This window comes from Woodsholea maritima DSM 17123, assembly GCF_000382325.1.
Lineage (GTDB): Bacteria > Pseudomonadota > Alphaproteobacteria > Caulobacterales > Maricaulaceae > Woodsholea > Woodsholea maritima.
Map to the genome: position 1 here is coordinate 154,282 of NZ_KB908060.1, position 14,448 is coordinate 168,729.

The window sequence follows — 14,448 nt, forward strand, 5'->3', positions numbered from 1 at the left end:
TTAATAGGAGGATTCGTAGCGTTCGCTTTCGGCAAGATCGGAGAATTTGGTTGTGTCTGGGTCAAAGGCAAGTTTCACCGATCCGATAGGCCCGTGGCGCTGTTTCCCGATAATGACTTCCGCTTTTTTGCGGATGTCGCGCATCTCATCTTCCCATTTGAGATGCTCTTCAGATCCTTCTTTAGGCTCCAAACGCTCTAAATAATAGGCTTCGCGATAGACAAATAGCACAACATCGGCGTCCTGCTCGATCGAACCGGATTCGCGCAAGTCCGACAATTGCGGTTTTTTATCATCGCGCTCTTCGACTTTGCGTGACAGCTGCGACAGGGCGATGACGGGCACTGACAATTCTTTGGCCAAGGATTTCAGCGCCATGGTGACTTCGGAGACCTCTTCCACCCGACTGCCGCTGGACTTGGCAGAGGCCGTGACCAGTTGAAGATAGTCAATGACAATCAGATCCAGCCCATGGGTGCGCTTTAAGCGGCGCGCGCGCGCAGCCAGAGAGCCGATGGGAATGCCCCCGGTGTCATCAATAAACAGCGGGATGGTCTGGATCTGGGTCACGGCGTCGCGAATATCTTCATATTGCGTGGCGTCAATTTTACCCTGGCGGATCAGATAGCCGGAAATTCCAGTATGGTCCGCGATCAAACGCGTGGCGAGCTGTTCGGCAGACATCTCCAAAGAGAAGAACCCCACCACGCCGCCGGCGACGGTTTTGCGCGTGCCATCGGGCAATTCCTCGGCCTGATAGGCTTTGGCGATGTTAAACGCGATATTGGTCGCAAGCGCAGTTTTCCCCATAGAGGGACGCCCGGCCAGAATAAGAAGGTCAGACGGGTGCAAGCCCCCCAGCTTGGCGTCGAGAGTTTTAAGCCCGGAAGAAATCCCAGAGAGACCGCCGCCGCGTTTGAACGCGGCATGGGCCATTTCCACGGAATCCGCCAGCGCGTCTTTAAAGGCGACGAAGCCCTTGGAGGTGGAGCCGCTTTCGGCAAGACGGAAGAGGGAGCGCTCGGCATGCTCGATCAGCTGGCGGGCCTGGGTGCTGACGCCTGAATCGCTTGCGTCTTTTTGGATTTCAGAGCCCAACTGGATTAGCTGACGGCGCAGCGCCAAATCATAGACCAATCGGGCATATTCCGGCGCGGAAGCCGGATCTGGGCTATCGCGCATCAAATCGGCAAGATACGCCGCGCCGCCAATTTCGCGTAAGCCTTGGTCGCGCTCAAACCGGTTTTTCAACACCACCGCATCAGCCAGCGAGCCACGTTGGATCAATTCCGTACAGGCTTCAAAGATCCGGCCATGGACGGGGTCGTAGAAATGATCTACCCGCAGCCAGTCGGCAACCCGGTGATAGACCTCATTCTCATAGAGAAGAGCCCCTAGGAAGGCTTGCTCAGCCTCAATATTATGGGGCGGGGCATGAGGATCGTCTTGGGGCTCGAGAGCGGGATCATAGAGGTCTGCGGTCATGGTAATAAATTTAACAAATCCCTAACTGTTATGGGAGGCTTGAAATTTCTAGGCGAGCATTTGCGCACAGCTAGTTTTCAACAGATGGCTTTTCCACCTGTGAAAAACAGCGGGGAATATTGGCAATTCATAAAAGAAAAGGCGGACCTAGCCAGGTCCGCCTTATTCCATAGGTTTGAAAGAGAGACGATTACTCGTCGTCTGAATCGAAACCATCGTCTTGGTGCGCGTTTTCTTCCAGCTCAGCGGCTTGAGCGTCCGCGATAGCGCGGTCTTCTTCAGCGGCGGCTGCGATCACGTCTTCACCTTGCAATTGACGCTCAGCTTCTTCAGGGGTGCGCGCCACGTTGATGGTCACCGTGACAGACACTTCTGGGTGAAGCACCAGGCGAACTTCGTGTACGCCCAGAGTTTTCAGCGCAGTCTGCATATCCACCATTGAGCGGCGAACGGCAAAGTCCTCAGAAGAGGCGATGTCCGCAACGTCGCGGGCCGATACAGAACCGTAGAGATAACCGGTTTCTGAAGCCTGACGGATCATGGTGAAAGACGCACCGTCCAGGTGTTGACCCTGGTCACGCGCTTGTTCAGCACGCTCGGCATTGCGTTTTTCGATCGCTTCACGCTCACGCTCAAAGCGCTCGAGATTGGCCGTCGTTGCGCGCAGGGCTTTGTCCTGTGGCAACAGATAGTTACGCGCATAGCCAGGCTTTACATTGACGACATCGCCAATTTGGCCCAGTTTTTCAACACGTTCGAGGAGAACAACTTGCATGGGTAGATCTCCCTTAATCCATTGCGTATGGCAAAAGGCCAATGAAACGCGCGCGCTTGATGGCACGAGCTAGCTCACGTTGTTTTTTCGCTGAGACCGCAGTGATGCGGGCTGGAACGATTTTACCACGCTCAGACAAGAAGCGTTGCAGCAACTTGATGTCTTTATAGTCGATGACTGGACCGCTCTCACCTGAGAATGGGCAGACTTTGCGACGACGCGCGAAGGGGCGACGGGCAGGGATGTTTGAAATTGCATCAGCCATAAGTGTTTCCCCTTAATTGCGTGGTGCGCGAGGGCCGCGGCGACGCTCTTCGCCCTTACGCAGGATCGCAGATGGACCCTCAGGCAGCTCGTCAAGGCGGATCGTCAAGTAACGGATGACATCGTCAGAGAAACGCTGACGAACGTCGATGGCTTCGAGGATTGACGCATCGGCTTCCATATCCACCAGGCCGTAATGACCTTTGCGGTTTTTATCCATGCGATAGGCCAGCGTGCGCAGACCCCAATACTCGGTTTTGCCGACTTTACCGCCTTTTTCTTCGATCAAAGCTTTGATCTCTTCTAAAGCGGTTTCAACTTGCGCTGGAGCGAGGTCCGGACGCGCAATAAAGACGTGTTCGTAAAAGGCCATTTCGGCTCCCTTCATCCTTTGATTGCGGCGCATTGAACGGCGAAGGGTTTGCGTCGTTCATAAGCGATGGCTCTGAAAAGACCGATCCGGCACCCTGCCGAAGCGTTGCGTCCCATCAGACCGCAATCCATGCGGAAAGCGCGCCGTATATAGGAGTGAGAGGGCTCTGGCAAGCGCGAAGGGCTGTAATGGCCTTGTTTCGCAGTCATTTTGCACCGATTGTGGCAAAGCTGTCAGGTCAAGGCTTGCCAGTTTGGGTGATCGCGGTCTATCGGAAGATGAAATGTTACAGCCAAGCCAGATCGGGGAGGACTTTATGACTTTAGCTTTTATTTTTCCAGGCCAGGGCTCGCAGGCCGTGGGCATGGGCAAGGCGCTCGCCGAATCTTTTGCCAGTGCGCGTGAGGTGTTTGAGCGCGTCGATGCGGCTTTGGGCCAAAATCTCTCCCAGATCATGTGGGACGGCCCGATTGAAACCCTGACCCTGACGGAAAACGCCCAGCCCGCTTTGATGGCCAGCTCTATCGCCGTCATGCGCGCGCTGGAGGTTGAGTTCGGCGTTGATGTGAGTGCGGCGAAATTCGTGGCCGGTCACTCATTGGGTGAATATTCTGCGCTGGCCGCGGCGGGGGCTCTCTCTTTGGAAGATGCGGCAAAGCTCTTAAAGCTACGCGGTCAATCCATGCAGAAGGCGGTTCCTGTGGGCGAAGGCGCGATGGCGGCTCTGCTGGGGGCTGATGAAGATCTGGCCTTGCGCGCGGTGGCGGCGGGCTCAGCGCACGGCGCGGTTCAGATCGCCAATGATAATGCGCCTGGTCAAATCGTGATCTCTGGCGCGAAGGCCGCCGTTGAGGCTGCGATGGAAGCAGCCAAGGCCGAGGGCTTGAAGAAGGCGATTCCCTTGCCTGTATCCGCCCCTTTCCATTGTGCTTTGATGCAGCCGGCCGCCGATGCGATGGCTGAGGCTTTGGCCAATACCACCATCAATGCGCCTAAAGTTCCGGTCGTGACCAATGTGTCGGCCGCTTCGGTGAGCGATCCAGAGGCCATCCGCCAGCAATTGGTTGAGCAGGTCACGGGCAAGGTGCGCTGGCGCGAATCGGTCTTGTGGATGGTTGATCAGGGCATCACGCAATTGGCCGAAGCCGGGGCGGGTAAAGTCCTGACGACGATGCTGAAACGTACCACCGAGGGTGCAAAAGGGGTTGCGCTCAACGAAGCGGCAGATTTAGAAAGTTTCGCAAAGACCTTGAAGGGAGAGGCATAATGTTTGACTTAACCGGTAAGAAAGCCCTCGTCACCGGCGCAACCGGCGGTCTGGGCGGCGAGATTGCCAAAGCCCTTCACGCCCAGGGCGCACACGTCGCGCTGTCTGGAACGCGCGAAGAGAAATTGCAAGCCCTGGCCGATGAGCTGGGCGAGCGCGCGGTGATTGCGCCGTGTAACCTGTCTGATTCGGCATCCGTTGATGCTTTGCCGGGTTTGGCCTCGGAAAAGCTGGGCGGGCTGGATATTCTGGTGTCAAACGCCGGTGTGACCCGCGACCAGTTGTTGATGCGCATGAAGGATGAGGACTGGGAGACCGTGATTAAGGTCAATCTCGAGGCTCATTATCGCCTGTGTAAGGCGGCCATGCGCGGTATGATGAAGGCGCGTTGGGGCCGTATTATCGGCATTACTTCTATTGTGGGTGTGACAGGTAATCCCGGTCAAACCAATTATGCCGCCTCAAAAGCGGGAATGATCGGCTTTTCAAAGGCTTTGGCCCAGGAAGTCGCCTCACGCGGGGTGACGGTCAATTGTGTGGCGCCGGGCTTTATTGCCTCGCCCATGACCGACGAATTAAATGATGCGCAACGCGGCGCGATTCTCGCCAAAATCCCAGCCGGTGATCTGGGTACGGGCGGCGATATTGCCTCTGCGGTTGTGTATCTGGCGAGTAAGGAAGCCGGTTATGTCACCGGTCAAACCTTGCACGTCAATGGCGGAATGGCCATGATCTAAGGTTCATTGACATCCTTTGTGATGTCGTGTTCGTCAGTTGGGCTGCTAGCATCGTCTTGATAAGCGTGGTATCAGCCCGCCCATCCTGGGGTTGGGATGGCCTTTCGGGCCCACCCCCCCGACCATAAACCCAAGCGGCCATTGGGGCCGTGATACAGTAAAAATAGAGGGTCCGAAATGTCTGACATTCTTGAGCGCGTAAAGAAAATCGTTGTTGAGCACCTGGACGTGGACGCCGACAAAGTTACCGAAGAAGCCAGCTTCACCGACGATCTCGGCGCTGATTCTTTGGACAATGTTGAGCTGGTCATGGCTTTCGAAGAAGAATTCGACATCGAGATCCCTGACGATGCCGCTGAGCACATCCAAACTGTGGGTGCTGCGGTAAAATTCATTTCTGAGAAGCAAGGCTAAGGCCAGGATATTCCATGACGAAGCGCCGCGTCGTTGTCACAGGCCTAGGTCTGGTCACGCCGCTTGGTTGCGGGACGGATATCGTTTGGTCCCGACTGATCGCTGGTCAGTCGGGCCTTTCCCGCATCGAGCATTTTGAAGTTGAGGATATTTCCTGTCAGATTGCCGGGATCGTACCTCGTGTGGATGGCCGCAATGGCGGTAGTCCCGAGATCGAGGGCTCCTTCGACCCCGATGCGGTTCTACCTGCGCGTGAGCAAAAGCGTATTGATGAGTTTATTCTCTACGCGATTGCCGCAGCGGATGAAGCGCTGGCCCATTCAGGTTGGGAAGCCAAAACCGAAGAGGACAAGCATCGCGCAGGCGTGCTGATCGGTTCGGGCATTGGCGGGCTTCAAACCATTTATGACGCCTCTGTGCTCTTGAATGAGCGCGGACCGCGTAAGCTGTCTCCTTTCGTTATCCCTGCCATGTTGATCAATCTGGCTTCCGGTCAGGTCTCGATCCGGCACGGCTTGAAAGGCCCGAACCATTCGGTGGTGACGGCCTGTTCAACCGGGGCGCACGCCATTGGGGATGCTGCGCGTCTGATCGCCTATGGTGATGCGGACATGATGGTGGCCGGCGGTGCGGAAAGCGCCATTTGCCGCTTAGGCTTGGCCGGATTTGCCGCGGCACGCGCGCTATCGACCGGGTTTAATGATAATCCTAAAGCGGGTTCACGCCCTTATGACAAAGACCGCGATGGTTTCGTCATGGGTGAGGGCGCTGGGGTTATGATCCTGGAAGAGTATGAAAGTGCCAAGGCCCGCGGCGCGACCATCTATGCCGAAGTGGCTGGCTATGGCCTTTCAGGGGACGCGTTCCACATTACCTCACCGGCAGAAGATGGTGATGGCGGTTTCCGTTCGATGTCAGCGGCGTTGAAAAGCGCAGGCCTGAGCGCCTCGGATATCGACTATGTCAACGCGCACGGGACATCTACGCCGAAGGGCGATGAGATCGAACTGCGCGCCGTTGAGCGTCTGTTTGGTGAGTGCGCCAATGATCTGGTGATGAGCTCGACCAAGTCTGCGGTGGGCCATTTGCTGGGCGCTGCAGGTGCGATTGAAGGGATTTTCTCGGTGCTGGCCATTAAACATGGCGTTTGCCCGCCGACGCTAAATCTTGATAATCCATCGGTTGAAACATCAATCAATCTGGCTCCTCATAAAGCCGTTACGAAGCCGGTGAAAGCTGCGCTCTCTAACAGCTTCGGTTTTGGTGGGACCAATGCGTCAGTGGTTTTCAAGGCCGTTGACTAAACGATAGGCAAGACCCCATGAGCCAAGAGCCTCAACCTGAAAAGACCCGCAAGGGTTTCAATGTGGTGCAGCTTTTGGTGATCGCGTTTATGGTCCTCATCGGCCTGGCTTTGGCCGCCGGTGGGGCCGTAATCGGGGGCTATGCCTGGCTGGGCTATCAGTTTGAAGCTGAAGGCCCCTCCCAAAATGACACAATCTATCTCTCCGAACGCGGTAAGGGCCTGATTGCTATCGCCTCAGATCTTGAGGGCGAGGGCTTGATCAGTGATGCACGGATTTTTCGCTTAAAGATCACCCTGGAGGGCGGCGAGCGTAGTCTTCGCGCGGGCGAATTTGCTATCCCCGCCGGGGCCTCGATGGCTGAGATTTATCGAATTTTGCGCGAAGGCGATATCATTCAGCATCCGATTACTCTGGCTGAAGGACTGACCTCGGCCATGATTGTGCGGATCTTGAACGAAGCTGAAGTTCTGACCGGCGAGATTAGCGACATCCCTGCTGAAGGCACATTGCTGCCGGAGACCTATATGGTCGATCGCGGCACCGCGCGCCAGAGCGTGCTTAACCGTATGCAGGCCGCACAAAGTGCACTGCTGGATGAATTGTGGGACGCGCGCGCGGAAGATCTTCCGTTCACCACCCGCGAAGAGGCGATCATTCTCGCCTCCATCGTGGAAAAGGAAACCGGCCTGGCAGAAGAGCGTCCTTTAGTGGCCGCCGTGTTCGTCAATCGCCTGCGCCGGGGTATGCGTTTGGAAAGTGATCCGACCATCATCTATGGCATCACGCAAGGCGAGCCTTTGGGCCGTGGTCTTCGCCGGTCTGAGCTTGATAACGCCGCCAACCCCTATAACACCTATCATGTCGTGGGCCTGACCCCGACACCGATCGCCAATCCGGGGGCCGAGGCCATTGCGGCTGTTTTAAACCCACCGCAGAGCGATTATCTTTTCTTCGTGGCCGATGGCACGGGCGGGCATGCCTTTGCCGCGCGCTATAATGAACACTTGCGCAATGTACGCGAATGGCGTCGTATTGAGCGCCAACGCCGCTAACCCTCAACGCGTTAGACCATTATGACCGATACATCTTTGTCTGGCATGACCGGCTTTGCCCGGACCAGTGCCCATTTTGATATTTATGCCTGGACCTGGGAGGTTCGATCCGTCAACGGCAAGGGGCTGGAGGTGCGCGCACGTCTGCCCCAGGGCTTTGACCGGCTGGATAATCCCCTGCGGGCCTTGCTGAAAACCGTCTTCTCACGCGGATCGTTTCAAGCCACGCTGACCTTGCAAACCGAGACCGGTGAGGGGCGCTATCGCATCAATATCGACCAATTGCGCGCCTATGCCGAAGCCGGTCAGGTATTGGTCGATGAAGGCTTGGCTCTGACGCCGAACTTGGATGGTTTGCTAGCCCTAAAGGGCGTCATTATCGCTGATGACGGCGAGGCAAGCGAAGAGTTGGAAAGTGAAGCGCTTGATCAACATATCCTCGCCTCCCTGGCCGAAGCGCTCAAGGCGCTTAAAGAGGCGCGCGAAACCGAAGGCCGTGCGCTGAGCCCCGTTCTTCTGGGCCATATTGATGAGATTGAGAGCCTGACGGCGCGCGCTGAAACCCATACGGCTGGTCAGAGCGAGCGTCTGCGCGATCGGGTTCAGGCCAAGTTTGATGAGCTTTTGACCAAGGGCCTGGATCAAGACCGCCTCGCGGTTGAAGCGGCGGCCTTGGCGGTGAAGGCGGATGTGCGTGAAGAGATTGATCGGCTAAAAGCCCATATCGCCAGCGCGCGTGATCTGTTGGCCAAGGGCTCACCCATCGGGCGCAAGCTGGATTTCCTCTCTCAGGAATTTAACCGCGAAGCCAATACATTATGTTCGAAATCCGCAGATATTGGTTTAACCGATATCGGCCTGGCCTTGAAGGCCACAATTGATCAGTTCAGGGAGCAAATTCAAAATGTCGAGTGATGGATTAAGCGGACCTGTCTGGCGCGGTAAACGCCGCGGTGTCATGATTGTCTTGTCTTCGCCGTCAGGGGCGGGAAAGACGACTTTAGCCAAGCGTTTGTTGTCGCAAAACCCCGATCTGGTGCTCTCTGTGTCGGCCACGACCCGCAAGCCGCGCCCAGGTGAGGTGGATGGCGTTGATTACCATTTCCTCAGCGAGGATGAGTTTAAGGCCAAGATTGAAGCCGGAGATTTCTATGAATGGGCCAAGGTGTTCGACCATTATTACGGCACCTTGCAGGACACGGTCGAAGATGCGCTCAATGATGGGCGTGATCTGGTGTTTGATATTGATTGGCAGGGTGCACGTTCCCTGGCCGCTGCCGCGCCAGATGATGTGGTGCGGGTGTTTATCCTGCCACCGTCCATGGCGATGTTGCGCCAGCGCCTGGATAAGCGCGCCCAAGACAGTGATGAAGTGATCACGGGCCGTATGGCACGCGCGCGCGAGGAAATCTCGCATTGGCACGAATATGATTATGTCATCATCAATGATGACTTTGCCCGGGCGCTGGAAAAACTGGATCTAGTTCTGCATTCAGAACGCTTCAAACGCATCCGCCACCCCTGGGTGGAAGGTTTCGTCGAAGCGCTGATGAAAGAAGAATTACCGCCGCGTCGATCTTAAAGCGATTAATTTTCCTTTGCCTCTCCTCATAAACCTATCAAGATAGAAAAATAATTAAGGGGAGTGAGCAATGCAATTGACATTAATGACGTGCGCCCTGGCTATGGCGAGTGTGGGTTTGACTGGCGCTTACGCGCAAAGCCAAGAAGGGCCAAGCCAAGTGTATGACGCAGAGGTTTTTTTTCAAACGACGTCCTTTATTCTACCTGCCAGTGTTGGATATGCCTTTAATGATGAGGGAGACCTGCTGATCACCTCAGATCAAACCGGTATTTATAATGCCTATAAGGTCGATGTTGAGGAAGGCCAGCGCACTGCGTTGACCACATCTGAAACAACCGCCCATAATGCATTAAGCTGGTTTCCGCACGATAATCGTATCTTAGTTATGGCTGATGGCGGTGGGGACGAGCTTTATCATATCTTTGTGCGTCATGAAGATGGAACGCTTGAGGATTTAACGCCGGGAGAGAATGTCCGTGCGTTTTTTCGGGGGTGGGATAAAGCCGATGCAGGATTTTGGATGGAATCCAATGCGCGTGACCCTCAGGCCATGGATCTGTATCATGTAAGCTTGGATGGATTTGAACGGGTCTTGGTTTTTGAAAATACCGAGGCAATGAGCTTGTCCGTTATGAGTTCGGATGAACGCTGGCTTGCTTTAGATAAAAGCCGAACTTCCGCCGATAGCGATATCTATATTGTCGACTTACAAAGTGCTGAAAAAAAACCGTATTTGATTACGGCGCATGAAGGCAATATTGCCCATAGTGCTTACACTTTCTCACCTAACAGTTCTGCGTTGATTTATGCCACCAATGAATATGGGGAGTTTAACTCAGCGTGGTCTTATCAGTTGGATACAGGCGAGCGTGAGGCTTATCTCACTGCCCCATGGGATGTGTCTTTTGTATCGTATTCCCCAAAGGGTCGATATCGTATCAGTGGTATAAATGCCGATGGGATAACTGAGGTCACAATAATAGATCTCCAAACGGGTGAGCCATTGAGCTTACCTGAAAGTTTGCCGCAAGGTGATATGGGCAGCTTGCGTTTTAATAAAGATGAAAGCCTGATCGCATTTACACTTGGCTCGTCAAAATCACCTTCAGATATTTACACTTATGTCTTAGGTGAAGAGGAGGCTCATAAGCTTACGAGTGCACTAAATCCAGCGATCACCCCTGAGGACTTAGTAGAAGCTGAAGTGGTTCGTTTTCAAAGCTTTGACGGACTGACGATTCCTGGAATTATGTATAAACCTTTGGGCGCGAGTGCAGATCATCCCGTTCCTGCACTGGTCTGGGTCCATGGTGGGCCTGGAGGGCAAAGTCGCGTCGGGTATTCAGCGGCCATCCAACATCTCGTCAATCATGGTTACGCGATTTATGCTGTAAATAATCGCGGGTCTTCTGGGTATGGCAAAACTTTCTTCCACATGGATGATCGCCGTCATGGTGAGGAAGATCTGCGCGATATCGTAGCGGGCGGGCAGTATTTACGCGGGTTAGACTGGGTTCGTGATGATCAAGTAGGGGTCATTGGGGGGTCTTATGGCGGCTTTATCACGGCAGCGGCCTTAACCTTTCATCCCGAAGAATTTGATGTTGGCATTAATATCTTTGGTGTCACGAATTGGGTGCGTACTTTACAATCGATCCCACCCTGGTGGGAGAGTTTTAAAGAAGCGCTTTATGATGAGATGGGGGACCCTGCGAGTGATGCAGAACGGCATCACGCCATTTCACCGCTGTTTCACGCCCATAACATCACGAAACCCCTTTTGGTCGTACAAGGGGCCAATGATCCTCGTGTGCTGCAAGTGGAGAGTGATGAATTAGTTGAGGCCGCGCGCGCCAATGGCGCAACGGTAGAGTATCTTCTTTTTGATGATGAAGGTCATGGCTTTAGAAATCGCGATAATAAGATCGCAGCCTCGCAAGCCTATGTTTCTTTCCTTGACACATATCTCAAACAACAGGGGCGTTAATCGCAAGGACAAGCGGCCAAGGCGGCAGCCTAGCGCGCTGCTCGCCAAAGCCGTGCGAGGGTGAAAAACTCTTCAATGGTCAAGGTTTCGGCACGCCGGCTGGGCTCAATTTCAGCCTTTGCCAGCCATTCATCCGGAGTTATGCGGATCTGCGTGGCGGCTTGAGCCAGGCTTTTGCGCAAGGTTTTACGGCGCTGGCCAAAGGCCGATTCGGTGACAATTCCCAATGCATCCAAGTCTTTGAACTGTTGATCTTCGGGTAATGGTTCAAGAACCGCAATCGCACTATCGACTTTGGGCGGCGGGGTGAAGGCGCGGGCGGGAACGGTGAAGGCATAGCGCGCCTTGGTGCGCGCCGCTGAGATGACCGCAAGGCGGCCATAGGCCTTATCGCCTGGACGCGCGACGATGCGTTCTGCGACTTCTTTCTGGAACATTAAGACCAGGCTTTGCCACCACAGGGGGTCCGCAGTCAGCCATTTGATCAGCAAAGGGGTTCCCACATTATAGGGAAGATTGGCGACAATCGCGAAGGGGCCATCATCGCTTGCCTGCGCGCGCTCATCCACCTCCAACGCATCGCCTTCTAAGATTTTCAGGCGATGATCAAACGCTTCAGAAACCTCGTTTAGCGCATCCAAAAAGCGGGGATCTTTTTCGATGGCAATGACCTGTTTGGCATCTTGGGCCAGCAGGGCGCGGGTTAAACCGCCCGGTCCAGGGCCAATTTCAAAAACCGTCAGCGCGCGCAAATCGCCAGCCTGACGGGCAATTTTACCCGTCAAATTGAGATCCAGCAGGAAGTGCTGACCAAAGCTTTTTTTGGCCCCCAGGCCATGGTGCGCAATCACATCACGTAAGGGGGGCAGGCGATCTTCACTCATCAGGTCTTCTTATCGTAAACGGTTGTCGGCCATGGTCTGGGCGAGATGCAGCGCAGCAATCAGGCTGTCGGCGCGGGCCAATCCCTGAGCGGCAATATCAAAGGCTGTACCATGATCGGGTGAGGTGCGCACGATCGGCAAGCCTAAAGTGGTGTTAACCCCGCCATGAAAATTGAGGGTTTTGAGCGGGATCAGCCCTTGATCATGATACATGCACACGGCGGCGTCATAGCGTTCGCGGGCCTCAGTATGGAACATCGTATCGGGCGGTAAGGGGCCAAAGACCTCTAGACCTTCAGCGCGCAAAGCCTCAATCGCGGGACGAATGATCGCCTCATCCTCATGGCCCAAGGCCCCGCCTTCACCGGCATGGGGGTTGAGCCCGGCAACAGCAATGCGCGGGTTCGCGAGGCCAAAATCTCGCTTTAGCGCCTCATGGGTGATGCGGATCGTGCGGGTGATGAGATCTGGGCTTAAGGCGGCAATGGCGTCTTTTAAGGAGAGGTGGATCGTCACCAGTGTGACTTTTAATTCCGGCGCGGCCAGCATCATGATGGGGCCTGGTGTGCCTGTATAGGGGGTCTTCTGGCAAAGCTGCGCGATAAATTCGGTATGACCGGGATGGCGAAAGCCCTGCTCATAAAGACGTGCCTTGGAAATGGGGCAGGTAACCACGCCGCTAGCCTGGCCATCTAACGTCAAGCCCACCGCGCGCTCTATGGCCGCGATGGTGACTTCGGCGCTGCCTTTAGGGCCTTCTGCGCGAGGCAGAGCCAGGAGCGGTAGGCGCTCGGGAAAAACCGCTTCGATATCGTCCCAGTGTTCCAAAATTTGCGGTGCAGGCACTTTAAGAAGCGCACACGCGGCCTCTACAGCATTACGCGCCCCAATCGCAATGAAGCGGGGCGCGTGGGGGTCTTCACGTAAGGCGTTCCAGGCCTTTACCGCAATCTCAGGACCGATCCCATCAGGGTCACCTAAAGAAAGGGCAAGAGCCTTGGGCATTAACGGTAGATGACCGCAGCGTCGCGGCGTAAATCCCGCAGCCAGCGGCGCGCTAACAATGAAACTTGCTGGTCGATCAATTGATCTTCAATTTGTTCGCGCGAGGGGACGCCTGGCCCCCCGATGGAGCGATCACACAGAATGAAAGACTGAATACCGGCCGCGGTTTCCATCGGCGCGCTGGCTTGACCGGGTTCCAAATCCGCTAAGGCATTGCGAACCTGTGGGATCAACGCATTGGCGCTGATTTGGCCTAGATCGGTGACGATCGCGGCATCAACCGCGCCCAATGTGGCTTCAACACTGTCGCAGCCCTCAAGGCGACCCAGGGCGCGGGTCAGTGCCTGACGACGCTCCGGGGTAATATTCGACGGGGTGAGGGTGACTTGTTTAAGTGTATATTGCTCAACCGATTGACCTTCGCGCTTATCAATAACCGCGATGATCATGACGCCACCAGGAACCCGGATCGGGTTGGAGATTTGTCCCGATTGCATTTGCTGGGCAACTTGCAGCACTTGCGGACGCATCTGGCTTGTGGTGAGCCAACCTGTATCCCCGCCCGTGGAGGAGGACGGCGCATCGGAGAATTGCTGAGCCAGGGCTGGGAAGGGAATGCCTTGATTAAGCTGCTCATAAATGGCGCGCACAACGCCAATGGCTTGCTCTTCATTGCCTGCACTGGGGATTTCAACCAAAATCTCAGCGACACGGTACTGTGTCTGAGCCGCGCTTAAGGCATAGCGCTGCAAGGCGAGATCAATTTGTTGATCTGAAATCCGCACGCGCGAGCGATAACGCCCGTTAACCAGGGTTTGCCACGCGATCTCAGCGCGAATTTGTTGGCGCAGTGTTTCAACATCTACCCCGGATTGGGCTAATTCTTGGCTGATCTCTTCGAGGGTCGAGCCATTACGCGCCGCGATATCAGACAGCGCGGCATCGACTTCGCCGGCATCGATTTCAAGATCAAATTCCTGGGCTTGTTGTAATTGCAGCGTTTCATCAACAAGGCCATCAAGGGCTTGTTCCTGAACGCGCTGCAGGGCTTCTTCACTCAGCTGAACAGAGGCCGCATCAAGAATCAAGCGCATACGATTGCGCACATCTACGGTCGTGATCGGACTATCGTTTACAATGGCCGCGATGCCTTCGACCTGTTGTGCCTGCGCATTTGAAAGAAGCGCAAATGCACTACAGGCTAAACAAGCGAACGCGTAGATTTTTTTTAACGCCATGGAGACCCTGCCCAACTTGAAATTTTAGCGAAGATACCTAACGGAGCCGCAGATGCAATGACCGGGTACTGCAAT

The 14,448-nt window shown here is 55.1% G+C and carries 15 protein-coding genes; 8 read left to right on the forward strand and 7 right to left on the reverse strand.

Going from position 1 to position 14,448, the window contains the following annotated elements; genetic code table 11:
* From H151_RS0112775 to rpsF, 4 genes are all read right to left on the reverse strand, one after another.
* Complete coding sequence (locus tag H151_RS0112775; RefSeq protein WP_019962057.1) at window positions 1-1,485, reverse strand: replicative DNA helicase; 1,485 nt, start codon at window positions 1,483-1,485, stop codon at window positions 1-3.
* 190 nt (window positions 1,486-1,675) lie between these two features.
* Window positions 1,676-2,260: a 50S ribosomal protein L9 gene (gene rplI, locus H151_RS0112780; RefSeq protein ID WP_019962058.1), complete on the reverse strand. Its 585-nt coding sequence runs from the start codon at window positions 2,258-2,260 to the stop codon at window positions 1,676-1,678.
* Window positions 2,261-2,273: 13 nt separating this feature from the next.
* Window positions 2,274-2,525 (reverse strand): 30S ribosomal protein S18, encoded by a 252-nt coding sequence (gene rpsR / locus H151_RS0112785; protein WP_019962059.1) that lies wholly within the window; start codon window positions 2,523-2,525, stop codon window positions 2,274-2,276.
* Window positions 2,526-2,537: 12 nt separating this feature from the next.
* Window positions 2,538-2,897 carry a 30S ribosomal protein S6 gene (gene rpsF, locus H151_RS0112790; protein ID WP_019962060.1) on the reverse strand — a complete coding sequence of 120 codons (360 nt, stop codon included), beginning with the start codon at window positions 2,895-2,897 and terminating at the stop codon, window positions 2,538-2,540.
* A gap of 316 nt (window positions 2,898-3,213) precedes the next feature.
* Here rpsF and fabD point away from each other — a divergent pair, with 316 nt between their 5' ends.
* From fabD to H151_RS0112830, 8 genes are all read left to right on the forward strand, one after another.
* Complete coding sequence (gene fabD, locus H151_RS0112795; RefSeq protein WP_026354007.1) at window positions 3,214-4,164, forward strand: ACP S-malonyltransferase; 951 nt, start codon at window positions 3,214-3,216, stop codon at window positions 4,162-4,164.
* On the forward strand, window positions 4,164-4,901 hold the full coding sequence (fabG, locus tag H151_RS0112800; RefSeq protein ID WP_019962062.1) for a 3-oxoacyl-[acyl-carrier-protein] reductase: 738 nt from the start codon (window positions 4,164-4,166) through the stop codon (window positions 4,899-4,901). Before fabD ends, fabG begins: the two co-directional genes overlap by 1 nt.
* A gap of 177 nt (window positions 4,902-5,078) precedes the next feature.
* A complete protein-coding gene (locus H151_RS0112805) occupies window positions 5,079-5,315 on the forward strand; it encodes an acyl carrier protein (protein WP_019962063.1) in 237 nt (78 codons plus the stop codon).
* A 14-nt stretch (window positions 5,316-5,329) separates the two neighbouring features.
* The gene (gene fabF / locus H151_RS0112810) at window positions 5,330-6,619 is read left to right on the forward strand and encodes a beta-ketoacyl-ACP synthase II (protein WP_019962064.1); all 1,290 of its coding nucleotides are present in this window, start codon (window positions 5,330-5,332) and stop codon (window positions 6,617-6,619) included.
* A 17-nt stretch (window positions 6,620-6,636) separates the two neighbouring features.
* A complete protein-coding gene (mltG, locus tag H151_RS0112815; RefSeq protein WP_019962065.1) occupies window positions 6,637-7,674 on the forward strand; it encodes an endolytic transglycosylase MltG in 1,038 nt (345 codons plus the stop codon).
* A 21-nt stretch (window positions 7,675-7,695) separates the two neighbouring features.
* Window positions 7,696-8,589 carry a YicC/YloC family endoribonuclease gene (locus tag H151_RS0112820; protein WP_019962066.1) on the forward strand — a complete coding sequence of 298 codons (894 nt, stop codon included), beginning with the start codon at window positions 7,696-7,698 and terminating at the stop codon, window positions 8,587-8,589.
* A complete protein-coding gene (gmk, locus tag H151_RS0112825) occupies window positions 8,579-9,256 on the forward strand; it encodes a guanylate kinase (RefSeq protein WP_019962067.1) in 678 nt (225 codons plus the stop codon). The genes H151_RS0112820 and gmk overlap by 11 nt, the downstream gene beginning before the upstream one ends.
* Window positions 9,257-9,326: 70 nt before the next feature.
* Entirely contained in the window at window positions 9,327-11,246 is a 1,920-nt protein-coding gene (locus tag H151_RS0112830; RefSeq protein WP_019962068.1) for a S9 family peptidase, read from the forward strand.
* A 29-nt stretch (window positions 11,247-11,275) separates the two neighbouring features.
* Here the strand turns inward: H151_RS0112830 and rsmA are convergent, their stop codons facing one another.
* From rsmA to H151_RS0112845, 3 genes are read right to left on the reverse strand one after another with little or no spacing between them, the layout of a single operon-like run.
* The gene (rsmA, locus tag H151_RS0112835) at window positions 11,276-12,130 is read right to left on the reverse strand and encodes a 16S rRNA (adenine(1518)-N(6)/adenine(1519)-N(6))-dimethyltransferase RsmA (protein WP_019962069.1); all 855 of its coding nucleotides are present in this window, start codon (window positions 12,128-12,130) and stop codon (window positions 11,276-11,278) included.
* Between the two features lie 9 nt (window positions 12,131-12,139).
* Window positions 12,140-13,135, reverse strand: a complete 996-nt coding sequence (pdxA, locus tag H151_RS0112840; RefSeq protein ID WP_019962070.1) for a 4-hydroxythreonine-4-phosphate dehydrogenase PdxA — start codon at window positions 13,133-13,135, stop codon at window positions 12,140-12,142.
* Entirely contained in the window at window positions 13,135-14,373 is a 1,239-nt protein-coding gene (locus H151_RS0112845) for a peptidylprolyl isomerase (RefSeq protein ID WP_019962071.1), read from the reverse strand. The genes pdxA and H151_RS0112845 overlap by 1 nt, the downstream gene beginning before the upstream one ends.
* Between the last annotated feature and the right edge of the window lie 75 nt (window positions 14,374-14,448).